This window comes from Cellulosimicrobium sp. JZ28 (assembly GCF_015327065.1).
GTDB lineage: Bacteria > Actinomycetota > Actinomycetes > Actinomycetales > Cellulomonadaceae > Cellulosimicrobium > Cellulosimicrobium funkei.
Map to the genome: position 1 here is coordinate 1183232 of NZ_CP017660.1, position 21356 is coordinate 1204587.

A 21356-nucleotide genomic window follows, 5' to 3' on the forward strand; every position below is an offset into this window, starting at 1 on the left:
TCTCGCGTCAGGCCTCGCCGGCTCCTGTGACGGTCGCCACGGCCGGGTCGTCGGTGGCGTCCGTGCCCTCCGCGGGGCGCGTGCGCCCCCGGGTCACGCTCGTCGTGACGACCTGCTCCGCGATCTTGCGCGCGGTCGCCGAGTCCGGGCCCGGCGCGGGCACGAAGACGGCGGCGCGGTAGTAGCGCAGCTCGTCGATGCTCTCGAGGATGTCGGCGAGCGCGCGGTGCCCGCCGTGCTTCTCGGGAGAGGAGAAGTAGGCGCGCGGGTACCAGCGGCGCGAGAGCTCCTTGACGGAGGAGACGTCGATGATCCGGTAGTGCAGGTGGCTCATGAGGGCCGGCATGTCGCGGTCGAGGAACGCCTTGTCGGTCCCGACGGAGTTCCCGGCGAGGGGCGCCTTCCCGGGCTCCGGCACCCAGGTGCGGACGTAGTCCAGGACGCGCTGCTCGGCCTCGGCCAGCGTCAGGCCCTCGTCGAGCTCGTCCAGGAGGCCGGACGTCGTGTGCATCTGGCGCACGAAGTCGCCCATCTGCTCGAGCGCCTCGGCCGGGGGCGGACCAGGACGTCGACCCCGTCGCCGAGCACGTTGAGCTCGGAGTCGGTGACGACCGCGGCGACCTCGACGAGGGCGTCGGCGCCCAGGTCGAGCCCGGTCATCTCGCAGTCGATCCAGACGATGCGTTCGTTCGCGTTCACAGGGCTCACGCCCACAGCCTAGTCGCGCACGAGGAAGGCCCCGGCGGTCCGGTCCACGGAGGGTCCGGACGGCCGAGGCCTTCGACGGGTCGCGCTCTCGCCCGGCGGGGTGTGCCCCCGGCGTGACGAGCGCTCGGTGCGCGTCATGCGGTGCGGCGCGACAGGCGGGCCTGCCGGGTGTGCGCCGGGACGCGGGTCGTGGTGCGGCGCAGCTGCGACCGGCGCAGGGTCTGCTCCTGCAGCTGCTCGCGACGGCTGAGGGCCGCCACGTCGTACGTGATCAAGGGATGCATGGTGCTGCTCTCGTGACGCTGGGTTCGTGGGTCTGGCCGGACCCTCCACCGCCCGGTACGGACCGGACGGACGCCACCGCGGTGTGTGCTCCATACGACCACGGCGGCCTCCGGGGATGCACGGGTTTTTCGACGGGGACCGCCCGCGGGACCTCCCGGGGGTCCGTCGGGGCCTCCGGGACCGTGCCGCCCTGCGTCGTCGGCCACCGTTCCGTAGCCTCCGGGGATGGGAGCGACGACGAGCGGGTCGAAGGAGGGCACGTCGCCGCGGGCGGTGCTCGTGAGCGTCTGGCCGGGGGTGCTCCTGGTCCTGGTCGGCGTCCTGGGCTTCGCCGGACTGCTGGACTCGGTCCGGGAGCGGGACGACCTCTGGCGGTTCGACGAGCCGCTGCTGGCCTGGATGGTCGCGCACCGGACTCCCGTCGCGACGGGGGTGCTGACGGTCGTGACGAACGTGTTCGGCCCGTTCGTGCTGCCCGTCCTCGTGGCGGTGGGGTGCATCGTGTGGGCGCGCCGCTCGGGGACGTGGTGGGAGCCGGGTCTGCTCGCCGGGGCGATGGTGCTCGCGACCCTCGTCTCGAGCGTGCTCAAGGCCGTGATCGCGCGCCCGCGCCCCCCGGACGTCTCGATGGTCGTGGCCGGGGTGGAGCGGTCGTTCTCGTTCCCGTCGGGCCACACGATCGGCGCGGCGACGCTCGTGCTCGTCGGGGGCTACCTCGTGTGGCATCGCCACCGCGACGCGCGCGTGCTCACGGTCTGGGTCGTGGCGTCGGTGCTCGTCGTCGGGACCGTGGCGCTGAGCCGCCTCTACCTCGGGTACCACTTCCTCACGGACGTCCTCGCCGGGCTCTGCCTGGCCGTGGCCGTGCTCGGCGTCGTGGTCGCGGTCAGCCGGGTGCACGACCTCCGGGCCCGACCGGAGGCGCCGCCGCGACCCGTCGAGACGGCACCCGACGATGCTTAGAAAAGAACTCTTGCGCAAGATATCTTTCGTGACGTAGCGTCGTCGCCATGACGACCGCTGCCGACCGCCCCGCGCCGGGCGCCCCCGAGGGCACGACCCCGCCGGAGCCGGTCGTCGCGACCGACCCGGCGAGCATCCGCGCCCTCGCGCACCCCCTGCGCCTGCGGATCCTCGCGCTGCTCGACGACGAGGGCGAGGTCACGGCCACGCGCTGCGCCGAGGTCACGGGCGAGTCGGTCGCGAGCTGCTCGTTCCACCTGCGCATGCTCGCGAAGTACGGCTACGTCGAGGCCGCCGAGCGGCGCGGCAAGGAGCGCCCGTGGCGGACGGTCGGGCGCGGCCGCCAGACCCGCTTCGACCCCGACGTGCCCGAGTCGCTGCCCGCGGCGAGCGCCGTGGCGGACCTCGTGCTCGGCCAGGAGGCGGCGCGCGTGCGGGCGTGGCTCGCCGGCGCCGCGGCGGAGGACCCGCGGTGGCTGCTCGCCTCCACGCTCAGCTCGTCGTCGTTCTACGCGACGCGCGAGGAGCTCGACGCGCTCGCGCGCGAGGTCGAGGCGCTCACCGACCGGTTCGCCGGGCGCTGGGAGGACCCGGCGCTGCGCCCCGAGGGCGCGCGACCGGCGCGGCTGTTCGCCGTCGTCAACGCCGACCCGCCCGCGGACCCCCGGTGACCGCGCCGTCCGAGCCGGCGGCCACGGACCAGGCCGCGGCGCCGACGTCGACCGCCGCGCCGACGGCGACCGGGGAGAGTGCGACCGGGGCGTCCGCGCCGCAGCGCGAGAGCACGACGCCGGGACCGGACGCACGGGCGGCGCTCCGCGGGCGCCCCTTCCGGCTGCTCTCCGTCGCGTGGGGCTTCACCAACTTCGCCGACTCGGTGCTCGCGATCATCCTCGCCGTGTGGGTCAAGGACCTCACGGGATCGAACGGTGCGGCCGGGCTCGTGTTCGCCGCGCTGGGCCTGCCCGCGCTCGCGTCGCCGTTCCTCGGCCAGCTCGCCGACCGGGTGTCCCGCCGCCGGATGCTCGTCGCGACGTACCTCGTCGGCGCGGCCGTGCTGCTCGCGCTCCTCCTCGTCCGCGGCCCGGGACAGGTGTGGCTCGTGCTCCTCGTGACGGTCGTGTACTCGGGGGTCGGGTTCGCGACGTCCGCGGCGCAGTCCGGGCTCGTGCGCGACATGCTGCCCGACGACGCGCTCGCCGCCGCGAACGGCCGCCTCACGACGATCGACCAGGTGTTCCGCCTGCTCATGCCCGTCGTCGGCGCGGGCGCCTACGCGATGGCGGGCGTGTGGCCGCTCGTCCTGGCCGCGTCGGGCGCGTTCGTCGTCGCGGCCGCGGTGGTGGCGCGCGTGCGGGTGCGCGAGACGCCGCCGTCCGACGAGCGCGAGCCGTACCTCGCCGAGGTGACGGCGGGCTTCCGGCACCTCGCACGGACGGCCCCGCTCGGCGTCCTCACCGTCGCGCTCGTCGTCGCGTTCGGCGCGGTGGGCCTGCTCAACGCCGTGAGCCTCGCGATCGTCGAGGACGGCCTCGGTCTGCCCGCCGCGCTGCTCGGCCCGGTCTCGTCCGTCCAGGCCGTGACCGCGATCGTGGCCGGCCTCACCGCCGCCCGGCTCGCGGCCCGGTGGGGTGCGCAGCGCCTCGTCGCGCTGGGGCTGGTCGTGCTCGCGCTCGGCATCGTCCCGGCGACCGGTACGAGCGTGGTGGCGGTCGTCGTCGGGCTGGGCGGCGTCGGCCTCGGCGTCACGTGGGCGATCGTCGGGTTCGTCACCGAGCGCCAGCTCCGCACGCCGCCCGCGCTCCAGGGCCGGGTGGCCGCGGCGAGCACCATGCTGCTCAACGTGCCCCAGCTCCTGCTCACCGTGGTGGGGGCCGCGCTCGTCGGGGTCGTGGACTACCGGGCGCTGCTCGTCGTGACCGTGGCGGGCATCGCCGTCGCCGCGGCGCTCGCCCTGCGCGGCCGTCGCGTCGTCGTCGGCGCACGCTAGCGGGACGGACCGGCGGGCACAGCGGCGGGAGCGCAACGGCGGGGAACACCGGCGAGGCGCAGCACCGGGACCACCGGCGAGACGACGCCGGGGCGGCCTCAGTCGTCGAGGCCGCGGGCGCGCAGCGCGTCGCCGAGCGCGTCCGCCTGGCGCAGGGCGCCCACGACGAGCGGGACGGCGAAGGCCCGGACGTCGTGCTCCCGGCCGCGCGCGCGGCACGCGTCCCGCACGCGCTGCGCGAGCGCCGCGACCACCGGGACGGAGCGCACGGCGAGCGAGAGGACGAGCGCGAACCGGCCGACGTCGACCCCCACGCGGCCGAGCGGGCGCAGCCCGCGCTCGATCGCCGCGAGCACCGCGGCCGTGCGGGTCGTGAGCAGCACGAGGCCCGCGAGCGCGACGAGCGCCACGAGGCGGGTCGTGAGGACCACCGCGGCGGCGGGACCGAGCGCGAACCACTGCACCGCGAGGAGCACCGGCACGACGAGCCGCAGCGGTCGGACCTGCTCCCACGCCGCGCGGGCCCCCACCCCCGCGAGCGCGTAGAGCGCCGCGACCACGACGACCACGACCCCCACCGCGACCGGTGACGACACGAGCAGCACCGCGCCCGACGCCGTCGCGAGGCCGACGAGCTTCGCCCCGGCCGGGAGGCGGTGCAGCACCGAGGTCCCCGGGCGGTAGCCGCCCGCCGTCATCCCGGCCCCGCGTCGACCAGGCGCCGGTAGTGCGCGACGGCCGGGCCCGGCGCGTCGTCCGCGACGACCCGCCCGCCGTCGACCACGAGCACGCGGTCCATCGCGTCCATGAGCGCGAGGTCGTGCGAGACGAGCACGACCTGCTGGGAGAGGGACGCGAGCTCCGCGGCGACGCGGCGCGTGTTGCGCAGGTCGAGGAGCGTGGTCGGCTCGTCGGCCACGACGAGGCGCGGTCCCGCCGCGAGCACGGAGGTGAGCGCGAGGAGCTGCTTCTGGCCGCCCGAGAGCAGGTGCGCGGGATGGTCCGCGTGCTCGGCGAGGCCGCGCGCGGCGAGGGCGCGCCGCACGACCGCGGCGCGCTCGTCCGCGGGGACGCCGCGCAGCGAGTACGCGACGTCCTCCGCCACGGTCGGCATGACGATCTGCGCGTCCGGGTCGGTGAACACGAACCCCACGCGCCGTCGCACCGCCGCGCCCTGGCGGCGTGTGTCGAGGCCGTCGACGAGCACGCGCCCCGCCGTGGGCACGACGAGCCCGTTGAGCAGGCGGGCCAGGGTGCTCTTGCCCGAGCCGTTCGCCCCGACCACGCCGACCCGGTGCTCGCGCAGCTCGAGGCTCACGCCGCGCAGGACGTCGCGCTCGCCGAGCCGCACGTGCACGTCCTCGAGCCGCACCACGCACCCCCCGGCGTCGTGCTCGATGGGGGCCTCCGGTGCGGGCGGCGCGGCGTCGGCCGGGCGGTCCCGTCGTCGCCCCCGCACGGCGCGCGCCGTGCGCGCGATCACCGTGTCACCTCCACGAGCACCGCGACGCCCTGGCCGCCGCCGACGGCCGCCGTCGCGAGCCCGAGCGTCCCGGCGCGCGCGCCCCCGCGCACGAGCCGGGAGAACAGCCGGACCACGGCCACCGCGCCGCTCGCGCCCCACGGGTGGCCCAGCGCGAGGGCGCCGCCGTCGGCGCACACCCGGGCGTCGTCCACCGGGTCGCCCAGCGGGTCGAGGCCGAGCGCGCCGGTGACCGCGAGCACCTGGGCTGCGAACGCCTCGACGACCTCGACCGCCGCGAGGTCGTCGAGTCGCGCGCCGGCGCGGTCGAGCACGGCGCGCACCGCGGGCACCGGGCCCCACCCGGGCAGCGCCGGGTCGCAGCCCACGGTGGCCGACGCGACGACCCGCAGGCCCGCGAGGCCCAGGTCGCGGCGCACCGCCTCGGGAACCACCGCGACGACCGCGGCGCCGTCGCTCACCGGGCTCGACGTCGCCGCCGTGACGGTCCCGTCGGGGGTGAACGCGGGGGAGAGCCGTGCGACGACGGCCGGGTCGAGGCGGCGCGCGCGCTCGTCGCGCTCCAGGGCACGGCCCGGCGGGCCGACGCGCACGGTCTCGGCGGCGAACCGGCCGGCGTCGTGCGCCGCGCGGGCGCGCGCGTGGCTGCGCACCGCGTACGCCTCCTGGCGCTCGCGGGTCACGCCGCGGCGCCGCGCGAGCTCGTCGGCCGCCGCGCCCATCCCCGGGTCGGCCCACGGCACGGGCGCGAACGCCGCGCGCGCGTACGGGACGTCGCCCCAGGGCGTGCGGTGGGCCCGCGCGGGCGAGCGCGTCGCACTCTCGGTGCCGCCCGCGAGGACGAGCGCCGCCTCGCCCGCGCGGACCTGCTGCGCCGCGACGAGCACGGCCGCGAGGCCCGACGCGCACTGCCGGTCGACCGTGAGGCCGGGCACGCCGACGCCCGCTCCCGCGGCGAGCGCCGCGACGCGCGCGACGTCCCCGCCGGGGCCTGTGCAGCACCCGAGCACGACGTCCGCGACGTCACCGTCGACGCCGTGCGCCCGCGCGTCGTCGAGGGTCGCGCGCAGGACAGCGGCCGCGAGGTCCACCTCGGTGAGCGCCCGGTGCCCGTGGCCCGCCGTGCCGACCCACGTGCGGCGCGCAGCGACCACCACGGGCGTCGCGTCGGGCGCGCCGTTCGTCGCCCCGAACATCCGCCGGCTCACCGCAGCGGCTCCAGGCCCGACCGCGCGAGGTCCGTCCCGCCGAGGGCCTCGCTCACTGCGCCGCGCGCGGGCTTGCCCGACGGCGTCCGCGGCAGCGCGCGCGTGCCGTACCAGCGCCGCGGTCGCTGGGCCGGCGCGAGCGCCGCACGGGCGACCCGCTCGAGGTGCGCACGCAGCCCCGACCGGTCGTCGCACTCCACGACGGCGGTCACGACCGCCCCGAGGCGCCGGTGCGCCGTGCCGAGCACGACGACGTCGCGCACCCCGGGCACGGCCCGCAGCACGACCTCGACGTCCTCGGGCACGACCGTCGAGCCGCCCGAGAGGATCGCGCCGTCGCCCCGGCCGCGCAGCACGAGAGGCTCCGGCCCCGGGTCGGCGAGGTCCCCGACGGTGTGCCACGCGCCGTCGCGCCGCAGCGGTCCCGTGGCGCGCGCGAGGTAGCCGCGCGACACCCACGGCGAGCGCACCCACACCTCGCCGACGCTCGCCGACGGCAGCGGACGGACCGCCAGGTCCACGCCGGGGAACGCGCGCATCCCGGACCCGTCGGGGTCGTAGGCGACGAACGACAGCTCGACGGCGCCGTAGTACGCGAGCACGTCGACGCCGAGGCCCCGCGCCCGCTCCCGCGCCCCGGGCGCGAGCGACGCCCCGCCGACGACCGCGTGCCGCAGCCGGGACGGCGCGCCCGCGGCGACGGCGTCGAGCACGTCGTCGAGGACCTGCGGCACGAGGTGCACGACGTCGCTCGTCGCGAGCGCCGCCGTCGTCGCGGCCGGGCTGCGCGTGAGGACGGCGCACGCCCCGACGGCGAGCGTGTGCACGGCGGCGAAGCAGTACAGCGACGACGCGAGCGGGCCGGGGACGAGGACGGCGTCGGTGGGCCGCAGCCCGAGGAGCCGCGTGACCGCGTCGAACGACCCCGCCCACGACGCGCGCGTGCGCACGACCGCGCGCGGGCGGCCGGTGCTCCCGGACGAGAACCCGGCCCACGCGAGGTCGTCGGGGCCGGGGACGTGCGACGGCGCGGGCTCCGCGCCGTCGGCGGTGCCGGTCCCGCGCGGCAGCGGCACCTCGACGAACGTGCGCGGCGCGAGCGTGCGCAGCACCTCGGCGCGGTGGGCGCGCGGCCAGGCGGCGTCGCACACGAGCGGCGTCGCGCCCAGGTGGTCGACGGCCAGCATCGCCGTGAGCAGGTCGAGCGGGTCCGGCAGCGACACGGCGACGAGGTCGCCCGGTCGCGTGCCCGACGCGCGCAGGTGCGTCGCACCCGCGCGCACGTCCGCGGCGAGCGCGGCGTAGGTGCGCGACCGCTCGGGCGTGCGCAGGGCGGGACGGTCGCGCACCGCCGGGTCGGCGGCGTGCGTCAGGACCTGGTGGGCGACGGGCACGCGGACACTCTCGCAGGTGTTCAGGAGGCGGGGCGGCCGTCGGCCGCGGCACGGTCGACGCGTCCGGTGCGCCCGACCGGACGGGCCGCGGGGTAGGCCCGCACGACGCCCACCGTGATCGCGGCGGCAGCGAGCGCCTTGAGCAGGTCGCCGGGCAGGAACGCGAGCGAGAGCTGCGCGGTCGTGGGCAGCGGCACGCCCGTGACGAGCGCCTGCACCGGGATGCCGACGGCGTAGACGACCGCGATCCCGCCGACGACGCACGCGAGGAGCACGGGCGCGAACGTGACGCGCCGGAGCCGGTCGACGAGCAGGCCCACGACGGCCGCGCCGGCGAGGAACCCGACGAGGTAGCCCGCGGACGGCCCGACGAACGCCCCGAGCCCGCCGCGCCCGCCCGCGAGGACGGGGAGCCCGGCCGCGGCGAGCGCGAGGAACGTCGCGACGGCGAGCGAGCCGCGCCACGCGCCGAGGATCGCCCCCGCGAGCATGACGCCGAGCGTCTGGAGCGTCACGGGCACCGCGTTGCCGAACAGCGCGATCGAGCCGGGCAGGCCGAGCGCGGCCAGGAGCGCGGCGAACGTCGCGACCCGCGCGGCGTCGCCGGCGTCGAGCGCGAACCGGCCGCGGCGATGGTCGAGCGCGTCCGGGGGTGCGTCGCGCAGCACCTCCGGGGCGGTGGGCGCCGTGGCGGACGGGGTGGCGGCGGGCGTCTCCGTGCGGGCGTCGGTCATCGCGGGCTCCCTGCTGTCGGTGGTCGGGCGTGTCCACTCTGGCCGGGACGGCGGTCGTCGGGCGACGGCGCTCGCGACCACCTCCGCGGCCCGCCGTGCACGGATCGCACAAGGCGTTGGAGGGATCCTCCAACCGCGCCGGGGCGCGGGCGCGGGATCGGTGTGGGAGCAGCACAACCCGGCCTGTCCGGCCGGGCGACACGGCTCGTCGCACCTCTTGGCACTCTCGAGGTGAGAGTGCTAAAACAGGAGCTGTAGCCGCCCGCGGGGTGCCTGCCTCGCGGGAGCACCGACCGGTCCCGGACCGTCCGGGACCGTGCGACGAGGAGGTGAGAGGTGTGGCTGCGATGACCGACCCCTTCACGAGCACCTTCGACGCGATGGACCGTCTCGTCGGCCAGCTCGCGTCCGGCGCCCGCGCGACCGCTGCCTCGGCGGCCTCGGGCGGCATGCCGCTCGACCTGTTCCGCGCCGGGGACCACTACGTGCTGACGATGGACCTCCCGGGCGTCGACCCAGGCACGATCGACGTGTCCGTCGAGGACCGCACGCTGACCATCCGCGCCGAGCGCAGCCCCCGGACCGACCCGGACGTCCAGTGGCTCGCCCGCGAGCGGCCGTCCGGCACGTACGCGCGCCAGCTCACGGTGGGGCGCGGCCTGGCGCTCGACAAGATCACGGCGTCGTACGAGGACGGCGTGCTGACGCTGACGATCCCGGTGGCCGAGGAGGCCCGGCCCCGCCGGATCGAGGTCGCGCACCGCGCGGGCGGCGCGGCGACCCAGATCACGGCCGAGGCCGAGCCTCAGACGTCGGAGGGCTGAGCCGGGCTCACGCCTCGCCCGGGAGCGCCTTGCGGACGACGAGGCGCGTCCACGCCCCGAGGTACACGCGGTCCCCGTCGGCCAGCTCGCGTCGCTGGCCGGCGGGGATCGGGTCCGTCGGGAGCGGTTCCCCCGCGGGGCTCACGTAGGTGCCGTTCGAGGACTGCAGGTCCTCGACCCACCAGCGCTGCCCGTCCGTGCTGAGCTGGCAGTGCCGTCGCGAGACGCCGGTGTCCGCGCCGCAGTCGACCTGCGGGTGGATGCCGCGCGAGACCGACGGGCGCCCCACGAGCACGCTGCGCTCGCGCAGCACGACGAGCCCCGGCAGGCCCGCCGACGGCATGGGGTCCTCGGGCTGCTGGGCTGCGTACCAGTCCGGGTCGATCCAGATCTCGACGACCCACTGGTCCGGCCCGGGCACGGGCGGCGTCGGCAGGTGCGCGCCCGACGGCGCTGCCGGGTCCGCGGGCGCACCGGTGGGCTGCGCACCCGCGGCGGTCCCGGTGACCGGGGTCGACGCCGGAGCCTCGAGCGGTGCGGAGGCGCCCGGCGGCGGGGTGGCCGCGGACGCGGGGGACGCGGCCGGAGCCGGGAGCGGGGGCGGCGTCACGCCCGACGCGAGGCCCGCCCCCGGTGCGGCCGGGGCAGCGGCGGGTGCGGCCGGGGCAGCGGCGGGTGCGGCCGGGGTGGCCGGCGTGGGGCGCGACGGCGGGTCGAGCGAGAGCGCCGACGCAGGCTCCACCGGGTCGGGCAGGGCGCCGGTGGTGAAGTCGTAGCCGCAGTTCTCGCAGAACAGCGCGCCGGCAGGAGCGGGCGAGCCGCAGTTCGGGCACTCGAGGGCCTGCGCCGGTGCGGAGGCCCCGCCCGGAGCAGGAGACGCCGCGCCCGCTGCGGGCGTCGCGGGTGCCGACGCCGCGGCGATGGGCTCGCCGCACACGTCGCAGTAGTCGGTCGACTCCGAGGGGTGCCCGTTGGGGCAGACGACGGCGCTCACCGACGCACCCGCGTCGTCTTCGTCGAGGCGGTGTCGAGCGCCATCTCGTCGAGCGTCGAGGTGTTGCGCTTGAGCCGCACGGTGCCGTGCTCCTCGTCGTCGATCTCGACGACCTTGCGCAGGCGCGACGTCGCCTCCTCGTTCCCGGTCTGCTGCGCGAGCTGGACGGCGCGGCCGAGCTTGACGGTCGCCGTCGCCTCGTCGCCCGACGCCTTGGCCGCGAGGCCCTCCTGGATCGCCGCGGCGAGCTCGGTCTGGCCGGTGTAGTGCGCGACCTCGGGGTTGATGCGCGTGGTGAGCGACTCGTCGTCGGACCACTTCGCCTTGACCAGGCCCGAGGACACGACCTCGCCGTTCACGGCGAGCTGGACGCGCGCCGCGAGCTGCTCGGAGCCGACGGGCTTCGAGGCCACGCGCACCGCGACGTGGTAGTCGCGCGACTCGTCGCCCCACGACCCGGTCGGGTACGCGCCCGTGAGCGGGTTGACCTCGGCCCGGCGGTGCGTGAGGTCCTCGACGGTCGGGGCGACCTGGCGTACGAACAGCACCTGCGAGCCCTGCGGGGCCCACACGCGCAGGTCGGCCGAGGCGACGCCGCGCGCCATCGACGCCTGCATGAGCTTCTCGAAGTCGGCGGCGATCTCGTTCGGGTCCGCGATGAGGTCCACCGTGCCGAGCAGCGCGGTGGAGATCTCGCGCAGCTCGTCGACCTGCCAGCGCGAGCCGACGCCGCGCGCGTCGCACTGGAAGTGGCCCGTGACGTCCCGGACCGCGGCCGAGAGGTTGGCGCGGGGCTCCGACTCGTTCTTGCCGTCGGTGAGCAGGATCGCGTGCCGCTGCGTCGCCTGCGGCACCGTGGCGAAGAGCTGGTCCGCGAGGCGCAGCCACGTGCTCATCGCCGTGCCGCCGCCGGGCGTGAGCATCGAGATCGCGCGCTTCGCCTCGGCCCGCGCGCCCGGCTCCATCTGCACCATGGCCATGCGGGCGTTCGGGTAGGGGAACGCACGGTTCGCGACGTGGCTGCCGCCGACGATCGCGAACCACGTGCCGTCGAGGATCTGGTCGACCGCGACCTGGGCGGCGTGCTTCGCGGCCTCGATGTTGCGCCCCGACATCGACCCCGACGTGTCGACCATGATGATCTCGGCCACCCCGCCCGCGCCGCCGGCGCTCCCCGCGCTCCCGGCGCCGCGGCACGTCACGGTGACGATCGCGTGGACGTCCGTCGCGCCCTCGGACAGGAACTCGTTCTGGTAGACCTCGGCGGCGAACTCGGCCATGGGGGCTCCTTCGGTGGTGCGGGTGTTCGTGCAGGCTATCGGGTCGTCGGGGCCCGACGCGCGGTGCGCGTCAGGCGGTGGCGGGGTCCGCCGGGGGCGGCGGCGGGGTCGCGGACGACGCCCGGGAGAACCGGGCGAGCGTCGCCGTGATGTTGTCCCGGCCGCCCTGGGCGTTCGCCCAGTCGACGAGCGCGCCCGCGAGCACCTGCGGGTCGTCGCCGACGCGGTCCTGCGTGCTGCGCACGAGGGCCGCCAGGTCGGCCGCGGGGGAGCAGTAGTTCCACAGGCCGTCCGAGCACACGAGCAGCCAGCCGTCGCGGTCGGGCAGGGTCGCGGCCGTGCGGGCCACCGGGTCGGGGGCGTCGGGGCCGAGCCAGCGCGTGATGGCGTGCGCCTGCGGCGACGTCTCCGCCTGGGCGCGCGGCACGCCCTGCGCGATCATCTCCTGCGCCCACGAGTCGTCCACACTGAGCTGGTGCGCGTCGCCGTCGTCCGGGATCCAGTAGGCGCGCGAGTCGCCCACCCAGCCCGCCACGACGAGCGGCCCGTCGAGGACGGCCGCGACGAACGTGCACGACGGCGGGTTCTCGCGGTCGGCCATCGTGCCGACGGTCGCGAGGATCGCGTCCTGCGCGGCGCGCGACGCGTCGCCGAGGAGCGCGGACCACGCGCCCATGCGCGCCGAGGCCTCGCCGGTCACAGGGTCGGGCCCGTCGGGGCCGCGCGCCGCGAGCACGTCGCGCGCGGCGCGCGCCGCGGCGAGGCTCGCGACGTCGGAGTCGGGGGCGGAGGACACGCCGTCGCACACGACGAGCGCCGCGAACGCCCGCTCGGCGGTCGCGGACGGGCTCGCCGCCAGGGCCATCGCGTCCTCGTTGCGCGAGTGCCGCACACCTCGGTCGCACACGCCGGCGACCCAGCTCGCGGGCCGCTCGGCCCAGTGGTCGCGCTCCGACGCCGCGGGCTCGCCGCACTCGGTGCAGTACCCGTCCTCGGCGACCCGGCCGCCGCAGCGCACGCAGGGGCGCGCGCCGCTCTCGGTGCCGTCGCCGTCGGTCTCGGCGGAGGCCTCGCCCGACGGCTCGGTGGTCCCGGCGGCGGTCCCGTCGTCGGACCCGGGCCCGCCGTCCCCGGTCCCGGCTGCTGCGGGGTCCGTCGCGGCGTCGGTCGTGAGGTCCGCGGCAGCTCCGGTCCCGGCGTCCGAGCCCGTCGCGGTCGGGAGCGGGGCGAGCGGGGTGCCGCACGCCTCGCAGAACCGGGCGCCCTCGGGCGACGGTTCCCCGCACGCCGGGCAGGCGAGCACGCCGCTCGGCTCCGCGACCGTGCCGCCGGGCACCGGTGCGGGCGCGGGCGCGGGGGAGTCGCTCATCGGATCGTCCACCGGCGCACCTCGTTCGCGCGGTCCACGAGCGTGATGCGCTCGTCCCGCGAGTCGGTGAGCGACGCGAGCTCGCGGTATGCGCCCTCGAGCGCGTCGCGCAGCGCGGGCTCGTCGGCGGGCACGCCCGCGATGCGCGTGGTCGGCTCCGGGCCGGAGGTGGTCACGGTGTCGAGCGCGGAGCGTAGGACGCCCACCGCGAGCTCGGCCCGCTCGCGCGGCGCGATCGCGACGGTCGAGACGCTCGCCATGGCGTCGGCGAGCGCGGGCAGCCCGCGGCCCGAGGCGGCGAGCAGGTGCGCGCGGAGCGTGCGGGACTCGACGTACGACCCGCGCGTCGGGCCGACGAGGTCGAGCGCGTGCAGCGCGCCGTCGAGGTCGCCGCGCGCCTCGCGCACGCGCATGAGCCCGAACGCGGCCGGCGCGGTGTAGTTCGCGTCGGTGCGCGCGCAGATCACGTAGAGCGACTCGGCGATGTCGGGCTCGCCGCTCAGCTCGCAGGCCGCGGCGAGCGCGAGCTTGGGCGCGAGCTCGCCCGGCACCTGCCCGTACACGGCGTTGAACGACGCGCGCGCCGCGACCGGGTCGCCCTGCGCGAGCTCGCCGAGGCCCCCGATCCACGCGGCGCGCCACTCCCACGGGTCGTCCGCGAGGATGGTCGCGATCGTGTCGCGCAGCACGTCGAACCGCTCCGCCTCGATCGCGGCGCGCGCCCGGGCGAGGCGCACCTCGACCGTGTCCTCGGGCGCGTCGGCGAGCGCGGCGAGGCGCGCGTCCGGGTCCACGACGTTGACCCCGGCGAGCCAGCTCGCCATGGGGTCGTGGTCGTCGCGCCGCAGCGTCGGCAGCTCGTCCCAGGCGAGCGGGCGGGACGCGACGTCCGCGACCGGCGCCTCGAACAGGACCGAGGCCGCCGAGTGCAGCGCCGGGTTGCCCGGGCCGGCGTCCGCCGCCACGACCTCGCGCAGGACGCCGAGGAGCTGGGTGCGCATCTCGTCCGCGGTCGCGAACCGGTCGGCCGGGTCGAGCGCGCACGCCTTGGCGAGCAGGCGGTAGAACGAGTCGTACTGCTGGAACACCGGGGTGTCCGCGACGGGCGGGAGGGACGCGACGTACGTCGTCGTGTTCCCGCGGAAGTCGAGGACGAGCGTCGCGAGGGTGCGGCCGATCGTGTAGATGTCGGACGCGACCGACGGCCCGACCTCCGCGACCTCGGGCGCCTGGTAGCCGACGGTGCCGAAGATCGCGGAGGTGAGGTCGTCGGTGCGGCGCACGCCGCCGAGGTCGATGAGCTTCACGCCGTCGCCCTGCTGGATGACGTTCTCCGGCTTGAAGTCGCAGAACAGCAGGTTGTGGTCGTGCAGGTACGCGAACGCGGGCAGGATCGCCAGCACGTACGCGAGGGCCTGGTCCACGGGCATCGGGTCGATGACCCCGTTGTTGTCCTCGCGGCGCTGCTGGAGGATCTCCTTGAGCGACTCGCCGCCGACGTACTCCATGACGGTGTAGCCGGCGCCGTCGTGCATGGCGAAGTTGTAGATCTCGACGATGAGCGGGTGCTCGACCTCCGCGAGGAACTGGCGCTCCGAGATCGCCGCCGCGTAGGCGTCGGGGTCGCCGGAGTTGAGCAGGCCCTTGAGCACGACCCACCGGCCGGACACGTTCTGGTCGCGCGCGAGGTAGATCCAGCCGAGGCCGCCGTGCGCGAGGCAGCCCACGACCTCGTACTGGCCGCCCACGAGGTCGCCGGGCTTCAGCTGCGGGGTGAAGTCGAAGCGGTTGCCGCAGTGGGGGCAGAACCCGGAGGTGCGGCCGGGCTGGCCGTCGCGCCCGCGGCCGACCTTCTCGCCGCACGCGGGGCAGAAGCGCTTGCGCTCGGCGACCTCGGGCACGGCCATGACGGACTGCAGCGGGTCCCGGACGGGCACCGACGGGACCGTCGTGAGGCCCGCGCCGAGGCCACGCCCGCGCAGGCGCGTCGAGGAGGTCCCGACGCGACGGGTCGCCTTGGAGCCGGTCGCGGCGGTGCGCGCGGAGCCGAGGGCGGTCGACGCGAGGCGGCTCGAGCTCGTGCGGCCGGTGCGCGTGGAGCGCTCGGCGTCGGGGTCGCCCGCCCCGGCGGTGCCCGGGCGGCCCTCCACGAACCCGGTGCCGAGCATGGCGGACGGCGAGGCGGCGGCCGCGCTCCCGGGCGCGGGCACGCCGGTGGTGCCGCTCGCGGCGGGCGTCGGCGTGGTGCCGGAGCCGCCCGCGGGCGCGCCGCAGACGTTGCAGTAGCCGTCCTCGATGGTGCCCGGGCAGCCGGGCTCCGAGCACGGGACGGTCGCGGTGGTCGTCACGACGACGCTCCTTCCGGGGTGGGCAGGTCGCGGGTGAGGAACTGGTACTGCTCGACGAGGAACCGCGCGAGCGTCACGTCGCACGGCGTCGTCTCGACGGCCTCGCGCGCCTCGGCGAGGCCCGAGCGCACCGTGGGGGACGCCGAGCGGCCGTTGGCGTCGGCCCGCGCGGCGAGCCGCTCCAGGCTGTACCGCAGCTCGGCGCGGGCGCGCAGGGGACGGGTGTAGGCGTCCTCGACGGTCTCGACGGCGCGGGCCACGGTCGCGAGCCGGGCCGCGTAGGCGTCGAGCTCGAACCGCGAGTCGGGCACGGGGCCGAGGCGCGAGACGTCCGGGACGGCGAGCCGCGGCGGGTGCGCGATCTCGCGGCGGCAGCGCGCGACGAGCTCGCGCAGGGCGGGCTCGCGCGCCTCGAGCGCGGCGCGCTGCTCCTCGGTGCGGGCGCGGTCGCGGCGCAGCTCGCGACGCTGCGCGGACGCGACGATGAGGTCGCGCTCGGCGCGCGCGACCTCGGTCTCGAGCTCCGCGAGCGGGCCCGACACGTCGGCGCCGCGCGCGGCCTGCGCGACGAGGTGGTCGAGGCGCCCGCGGAGGGTCTCGACGCGCCCGCGCGCGTCGGCGTCCGAGCCCGCGAGGTCCTCGCAGCGCACGAGCTCGGCGCGCACGCCGCGCAGCCGCGCGACCTGGTCGGCCGTGTGCGGGTCGAAGGACAGGCGCGTGCGCAGCTGCACGACGAGCGCGTCGCACAGCTTGACCGCCTCGACGAGCGAGACGAGCGCGGCGCCCGAGCCCGAGTCGAGCCGGCCCCACAGGAGCTGGGAGATCTTCTCTCGCGCGACGGCGTCGGCCCGGCCCGAGTCCCACACGGGCCGGATCTCGTCGGCGCGCGAGCGGATCGCCTGCCACAGCGACAGGGCGAGCACGAGGTCGGCGGTGTAGGCGTCGGGCGTCGCGGCGGCCTGCGCGGCGGCGTCGAGCCGGTCGAGCTCGGTGCGGCGCTCGTCGAGCCAGGTCTCGAGCGCGCCGAGGTACGCCAGGAGGTCGGCGGCGGGGATCGCCTCGCCGAGCCGTCCCGGCGCCTCGGGTGCGGGGGAGCGCGTCACGGCGTGCGGCCGTACACCGCGGTCGGCGGGGTCGGGGCCGGGCCGAGGCCGCCGAGCCACTCGCCGTAGATCGCGGCCCAGCGCCCGTCGGCCTTCATCTGCTCCAGCACGCCGTTGACGAACCGCACCATGTCGACGTTCTGCGCCGGGACGCCGATGCCGTAGGGCTCGTCGCTGATCGCCTCGCCGACGACCTTCGCGTACGGGTCCTGGGCCGCGAAGCCCGCGAGGATCGTGTCGTCACCGGTGATCGCGTCGACCTTGCCCTGCTGGAACAGCACGAGGCACTGCGTGTGCGTGGTCGCGGGGACGGGCTCGATGCCGGAGAACTGCTCGAGGCGCGTGAGCGTCGTCGTGCCCTCGGGCGCGCACACGCGCTGACCCTCGAGGTCCGCGATCCCGTTCGCGGTCGAGTCGCGCGTGACGAGCACCTTCTGCCCCGCGTGGTAGTACTCCGCGGAGAACGCGATGGACTCCCAGCGCTCGCAGTTGATGGTGAACGCGCGCGCGACGAGGTCGACCTCGCCGTTCTCGAGCACCTCGAGCCGCTGCCCCGAGGTGATGACGCGGAACTGCAGCCGGTCGGGGTCGCCGAAGATCGCGCGCGACACCTCGTGCAGCACGTCGATGTCGAAGCCCTCGATCTGGCCGGACAGCGGGTTGCGCGCGCCCATGAGCAGCGTGTCCGCCGAGACGCCGACGACGAGCGTGCCGCGGTCGCGGATCGCGGCCATGGTGCTGCCGCCGGGCAGGGCGTCCGGGCCGGGCAGCGCGCCCTCGGGCGCGTACGAGGCGAGCGGGTCGGCGCACTCGGCCGGTGCGGCGGGCGCCGCGGGGGACTCCGTGGCCGACTCGTCCTGCGGGGTGGTCGTCAGGCGCAGGTCCTCCGCGCCGGACGGCCCGGAGCACGCGCCGAGCGTCAGCAGCGCGACGAGCGCCGAGGCCAGCCCGGTCGTGACGACGCCGGCGCGGCGCGCGCGCGTGCCGGTGCGGCGGGTCCCGGCGGGCCGGGCGTGGGGGGCGGGCGTCGTGGTCACCGGTACTCCTCCAGTCGTGCCGTCACGCCGCGCCACGCGAGCAGCGCCGCGACGAGCCCTGCCGCGAGCAGCAGCCAGCCCGCGACGGTGGCCGTGGTCGCCGCGCTGTCGAGGCGGTCGCTCGTCGCGGCGGCGTGGGTCTCGATGTCGTCGCGCGCCGCGGCCGAGAACGCGTCGAACGCGGCGTTGGGGCTCTCGGGGTCGGTCGCGGTCGCGAGGGCGACCGCGTCGTCCCACTGGCCCGCGTCGTCGAGCGCGCGGATCTCGGCGTGCCGCGCGACCCAGGCGTCGAGCGCCTGCGCCGTCGTCCCGTCGAGGTTGCCCTCGGCCGCCGCGGTGTCGAGGCGTGCCGCCGCGTCGTCCGTGGCCGCGACGAACGATTCCTCGTACGTCTGGCCCGACCCGCGCTTGATGAGCGTGAACGCCTCCATGGACTTCGCGTCGTTCGCGAGCGAGTACGCCTGCGACGCGGCGAGCGTCGCGGCGTACGGGCCGGTCCGCACGTCGTGCGCGCGGGCGCTCGCCTGGGACAGCAGGACCGTCGAGACGACGCCGACGACGAGCAGCACGGCCGTGGCGACGGTGAGCCCCACGTTGAGCACGCGGTGCGTGCGCCGCGCGAGCCAGACCTGGCTCGCGAGGAGCACGGCGAGGCCCAGCAGGCCGGCCGCGAGCACCCACAGCGCGTTGCGCACGCCCGAGAAGTCCGCGGCGACGCGGTCGGCGTCGTCGAGCACGACCTCGTCGAGCGCGGGGAGCATCTGCTCGCGCAGGATCGTCGAGGCCTGGTCGAGGTACGCGGACCCGACGGGGAAGCCCTGCCGGTTGGTGGCGCGCGCCTGCTCGACGAGGCCCGTGTAGACCGTGAGGTCGGCGGCCACCTGGCCCAGCAGCGCGGCGTCCGCCTCGTTGCTGCCCGAGAGCGTGGCGAGGCGGTTCGCGGCCTGGTCGACGAGCTCGTCGTACCGCGCGCGCTGGTCGGCGGGCTCGAGGCCCCCGACGAGGAACGCCCCGGTCGCGGTCGCGTCCGCGGCGACGAGTGCGTTGCGGACCTCCTGGACCCCCACGAGCTGGGCCGCGTCCTCGCTCGCCGCGGCGAGCGCGCGCGACTGGAGGCTGCCGGCCTGGAACCCGAGGACGCCGAGCGCGAGCGCGGCGAGCACGCACAGCGCCATGACGAGGCGCAGCTTGCCGGGCGTCCGTCGCAGCGCGCCGCGCGCGCGGGACACGGCGGCGCCCTGCGACCCCTGCGGGACGACGGCGCCCCCGCCCGGGGCGGTCAGGGCACCGCCCGGCGCGGGTCCGCCGGCCGGGACGATCTGCTGGCCCGCCGGGCGGACCGGGGTGGTCGTCATGCGTTCTCCTCGGCGCTGGAGCGTGCGGTGTCGGGTGCGTCGTCCGTGTCGTCGGTGCCGTCGGTGCCGTCGGTGGTCTCGGTGCTCTCGGGGGCAGGGGACTCGGCCGGCGCGTCCTCGGGTGCGGGCGGCTCGAGCGTCGCGAGGAGCGCGGGCGCGCCCTCGCCGTCCACGAGGTCGACGGGCAGGAGCAGGCGCAGCTCGTCGATCGTCGGGGCGTCGACGTCCTTGAGCCGCCACGCGTGGCGCGCGATCGCGGCGTCGAGCACGTTGCGGGCCCAGCGCGCGTTGCCGAACCCCTCGGTGCGCGGCTGCGCCGCGGCGAGCCGGGCGAAGACGTCGAGCGCCTCGGGGGTCGGCTCGAAGTCCGCCCGGGAGGCCATGCTCGCGAAGATGTCGCGCAGCTCGGCGTCGGCGTAGTCCTCGAACGTGATGGTCGTGGAGAACCGCGACTCGAGGCCGGGGTTCGTCGCGAGGAAGTCGGCCATCGGGCCGGGGTAGCCCGCGACGATGACCACGAGCTCGTCGCGGTGGTCCTCCATGTCCTTGACGAGGGTGTTGATCGCCTCGGCGCCGTACTGGTCCTCCGCGAGCCCGTAGGCCTCGTCGACGAACAGGACGCCGCCGAGCGCGGTCGCGACGACCTCCGACGTCTTCACGGCCGTCTGCCCGAGGTAGCCCGCGACGAGCTCCGAGCGGTCGACCTCGACGAGGTGGCCCTTCTCGAGCAGCCCGAGCGCGCGGTAGATGCCCGCGACGAGCCGCGCGACCGTCGTCTTGCCCGTGCCCGGGTTGCCGAGGAACACGAGGTGCCGTGTGAGCGTGGGGCGGGTCAGGCCCGCCTCGGTGCGCAGCTTCTCGACGCGCAGCAGCTCGGTCTGGCGGTGGATCTCGTCCTTGACGCGCGTGAGGCCCGTGAGCGCGTCGAGCTCGGCGAGCAGCTCCTCGATCGAGCGCGCGGGCTCCTCCTCGACCGCCGCCTCCGGGGCGGTCTCCATGGCCGTCTCCGCGCTCCCGGCGGTCGCGTCCGCCGTCGTGCCCGACGCCGGGGCGTGCGTCGTGCCGGACGGCGCGGCTCCGCCCCCGGTCCCGCGCGCGCCGAGCGCGTCGAGGATCGACGCGACGGACGGGATCTCGGGGGCCGGGCGGCGCAGCGCGTCGAGCGAGCCCTGCGCGGCGAGCAGGTCGCCGAGGTCGAACGGGTCCGCGCCGCCCGTCGTACGGGGCGCGGTGAGCGGGCCGCCCGCGGCGGGCGTCGGGCCTGCTGGCGCGTGGGTCGCAGCAGGGGCGGACACCGGGCCGGCTCCGGCCTGCTGGACCGCGGCGGTCGAGGCGGCGGCCCCGGCGACGTGCGGGCCGGGGGAGCCGAGGCGCGCAGCCGCGCGGGCGACGTCGGCGAGCGCCTGCCCGTACGCGGTCGCGTGCTTCGAGCGCGCTGCCCCGAGGGCGGCGAGGACGTCGGTCGGGGACGTGCGCCAGCGCCGGGCGCTCGACGCCGCGGTGAAGAACGCGCCCGTGGCCGCCGGGTCGTGGCCTAGCGCGGCGAGCCAGGCCGCCGGGGCGCCGGGGGAGGACTCGGCGACGGCCGCGGCGAGGCGCGCGCCCTCGTCGCGGGCGGCCTCCTCGTCGACGCCCGCGGCACGCGCGGCGGCGTCCAGCGCGTCGAGCGCCGCCGCGAGGGTCGGGGTGTCCGGGGTGGTCACGGTGCCTCCAGTCGTCCGGGCTCCGACGGCGGGCCCGGCTGCGGCGTGCCCCGGCCCGCGCCGGGGTCGAGCGCGATCGACGAGTCGCGGAACTTCTCCGCGAGGAACGCGCCGTGCGCGACGAGGGCCGCGGCGTCGGCCCGGGAGACGGCGTCGGAGATCTTGTCGAGCGTCACGCCGAGCAGGTCGAGCTGGTCGCACAGCAGCATGAGCGACGTCTTGCCCTGCGCGACGACCCGCCGGTCGGCGAAGTCGCGCGGCAGGCGCAGGTACGCGCCGACGGCCTCGGGCAGGTAGCTCGTCGCCGTCGCGACGACCGTGTGCGCCTGCTGCGACCCGCCGCCGAGGCGGTCGAGGCGCGGGACCATCTCCTCGACCGTGCCGGTGATGCGGTGCACGCGCGCCGTCACGGCGGGCGGCACGCGCCCCTCGATCTGCTGCTCGACCCGCTCGACCGACGCCAGGATGTCGGTCGACGTGGGCGGGGCCGGCAGCTCGTGCTCGGGCTCGGGCGCGGAGGACCGGCCGCCGAGGCGGCCGATCACGTCGGAGAACCAGCCCATCTAGCTCGGGGTCCG

General features: G+C 77.0%; 19 protein-coding genes and 1 pseudogene. 4 read left to right on the top strand and 16 right to left on the bottom strand.

Annotated elements, in window-relative coordinates; genetic code table 11:
• Positions 1-7 precede the first annotated feature (7 nt).
• Together orn and BJP59_RS05460 are read right to left on the bottom strand one after the other, a co-directional pair.
• Positions 8-660: pseudogene (gene orn / locus BJP59_RS05455) on the bottom strand (oligoribonuclease).
• A 182-nt stretch (positions 661-842) separates the two neighbouring features.
• A complete protein-coding gene (locus BJP59_RS05460; RefSeq protein WP_157446647.1) occupies positions 843-983 on the bottom strand; it encodes a hypothetical protein in 141 nt (46 codons plus the stop codon).
• 235 nt (positions 984-1218) lie between these two features.
• Here BJP59_RS05460 and BJP59_RS05465 point away from each other — a divergent pair, with 235 nt between their 5' ends.
• Genes BJP59_RS05465 through BJP59_RS05475 form a run of 3 tightly spaced genes read left to right on the top strand, consistent with a single transcriptional unit; the run spans position 1219 to position 3946 of the window.
• A complete protein-coding gene (locus BJP59_RS05465; RefSeq protein ID WP_194522419.1) occupies positions 1219-1956 on the top strand; it encodes a phosphatase PAP2 family protein in 738 nt (245 codons plus the stop codon).
• 47 nt (positions 1957-2003) lie between these two features.
• Positions 2004-2627 carry an ArsR/SmtB family transcription factor gene (locus BJP59_RS05470; RefSeq protein WP_194522420.1) on the top strand — a complete coding sequence of 208 codons (624 nt, stop codon included), beginning with the start codon at positions 2004-2006 and terminating at the stop codon, positions 2625-2627.
• A complete protein-coding gene (locus BJP59_RS05475) occupies positions 2624-3946 on the top strand; it encodes an MFS transporter (protein ID WP_194522421.1) in 1323 nt (440 codons plus the stop codon). Before BJP59_RS05470 ends, BJP59_RS05475 begins: the two co-directional genes overlap by 4 nt.
• Positions 3947-4044: 98 nt before the next feature.
• Here BJP59_RS05475 and BJP59_RS05480 read toward each other — a convergent pair whose 3' ends face one another.
• From BJP59_RS05480 to BJP59_RS05500, 5 genes are all read right to left on the bottom strand, one after another.
• On the bottom strand, positions 4045-4644 hold the full coding sequence (locus tag BJP59_RS05480) for an energy-coupling factor transporter transmembrane component T family protein (RefSeq protein WP_194522422.1): 600 nt from the start codon (positions 4642-4644) through the stop codon (positions 4045-4047).
• Positions 4641-5321, bottom strand: a complete 681-nt coding sequence (locus BJP59_RS05485; RefSeq protein WP_194522942.1) for an energy-coupling factor ABC transporter ATP-binding protein — start codon at positions 5319-5321, stop codon at positions 4641-4643. Before BJP59_RS05485 ends, BJP59_RS05480 begins: the two co-directional genes overlap by 4 nt.
• 104 nt (positions 5322-5425) lie before the next feature.
• Positions 5426-6625 (bottom strand): thiolase family protein, encoded by a 1200-nt coding sequence (locus tag BJP59_RS05490; RefSeq protein WP_194522423.1) that lies wholly within the window; start codon positions 6623-6625, stop codon positions 5426-5428.
• Between the two features lie 8 nt (positions 6626-6633).
• A complete protein-coding gene (locus tag BJP59_RS05495; protein ID WP_194522424.1) occupies positions 6634-8031 on the bottom strand; it encodes a class I adenylate-forming enzyme family protein in 1398 nt (465 codons plus the stop codon).
• A gap of 20 nt (positions 8032-8051) precedes the next feature.
• Complete coding sequence (locus BJP59_RS05500; RefSeq protein ID WP_194522425.1) at positions 8052-8765, bottom strand: biotin transporter BioY; 714 nt, start codon at positions 8763-8765, stop codon at positions 8052-8054.
• 338 nt (positions 8766-9103) lie between these two features.
• On the opposite strand from BJP59_RS05500, the gene BJP59_RS05505 reads away from it, so the two are divergent.
• Positions 9104-9589: an Hsp20/alpha crystallin family protein gene (locus BJP59_RS05505; RefSeq protein ID WP_369824872.1), complete on the top strand. Its 486-nt coding sequence runs from the start codon at positions 9104-9106 to the stop codon at positions 9587-9589.
• Positions 9590-9596: 7 nt separating this feature from the next.
• Here BJP59_RS05505 and BJP59_RS05510 read toward each other — a convergent pair whose 3' ends face one another.
• The 9 genes from BJP59_RS05510 to BJP59_RS05550 form a co-directional block, all read right to left on the bottom strand.
• Entirely contained in the window at positions 9597-10583 is a 987-nt protein-coding gene (locus BJP59_RS05510) for an FHA domain-containing protein (protein ID WP_194522426.1), read from the bottom strand.
• Entirely contained in the window at positions 10580-11863 is a 1284-nt protein-coding gene (locus BJP59_RS05515) for a VWA domain-containing protein (RefSeq protein WP_021483252.1), read from the bottom strand. Before BJP59_RS05515 ends, BJP59_RS05510 begins: the two co-directional genes overlap by 4 nt.
• A gap of 70 nt (positions 11864-11933) precedes the next feature.
• Positions 11934-13232, bottom strand: a complete 1299-nt coding sequence (locus BJP59_RS05520; RefSeq protein ID WP_194522427.1) for a PP2C family serine/threonine-protein phosphatase — start codon at positions 13230-13232, stop codon at positions 11934-11936.
• A complete protein-coding gene (locus BJP59_RS05525; protein ID WP_194522428.1) occupies positions 13229-15580 on the bottom strand; it encodes a serine/threonine-protein kinase in 2352 nt (783 codons plus the stop codon). The genes BJP59_RS05520 and BJP59_RS05525 overlap by 4 nt, the downstream gene beginning before the upstream one ends.
• On the bottom strand, positions 15577-16683 hold the full coding sequence (locus BJP59_RS05530) for a hypothetical protein (protein WP_076406680.1): 1107 nt from the start codon (positions 16681-16683) through the stop codon (positions 15577-15579). Before BJP59_RS05530 ends, BJP59_RS05525 begins: the two co-directional genes overlap by 4 nt.
• Positions 16680-17720, bottom strand: a complete 1041-nt coding sequence (locus BJP59_RS05535; protein ID WP_228485290.1) for a glutamate ABC transporter substrate-binding protein — start codon at positions 17718-17720, stop codon at positions 16680-16682. The genes BJP59_RS05530 and BJP59_RS05535 overlap by 4 nt, the downstream gene beginning before the upstream one ends.
• Complete coding sequence (locus tag BJP59_RS05540; protein ID WP_194522429.1) at positions 17717-19075, bottom strand: hypothetical protein; 1359 nt, start codon at positions 19073-19075, stop codon at positions 17717-17719. The genes BJP59_RS05535 and BJP59_RS05540 overlap by 4 nt, the downstream gene beginning before the upstream one ends.
• Complete coding sequence (locus tag BJP59_RS05545; protein WP_194522430.1) at positions 19072-20778, bottom strand: AAA family ATPase; 1707 nt, start codon at positions 20776-20778, stop codon at positions 19072-19074. The genes BJP59_RS05540 and BJP59_RS05545 overlap by 4 nt, the downstream gene beginning before the upstream one ends.
• Positions 20775-21341 (bottom strand): hypothetical protein, encoded by a 567-nt coding sequence (locus BJP59_RS05550; RefSeq protein ID WP_061268560.1) that lies wholly within the window; start codon positions 21339-21341, stop codon positions 20775-20777. The genes BJP59_RS05545 and BJP59_RS05550 overlap by 4 nt, the downstream gene beginning before the upstream one ends.
• Positions 21342-21356: the final 15 nt, after the last annotated feature.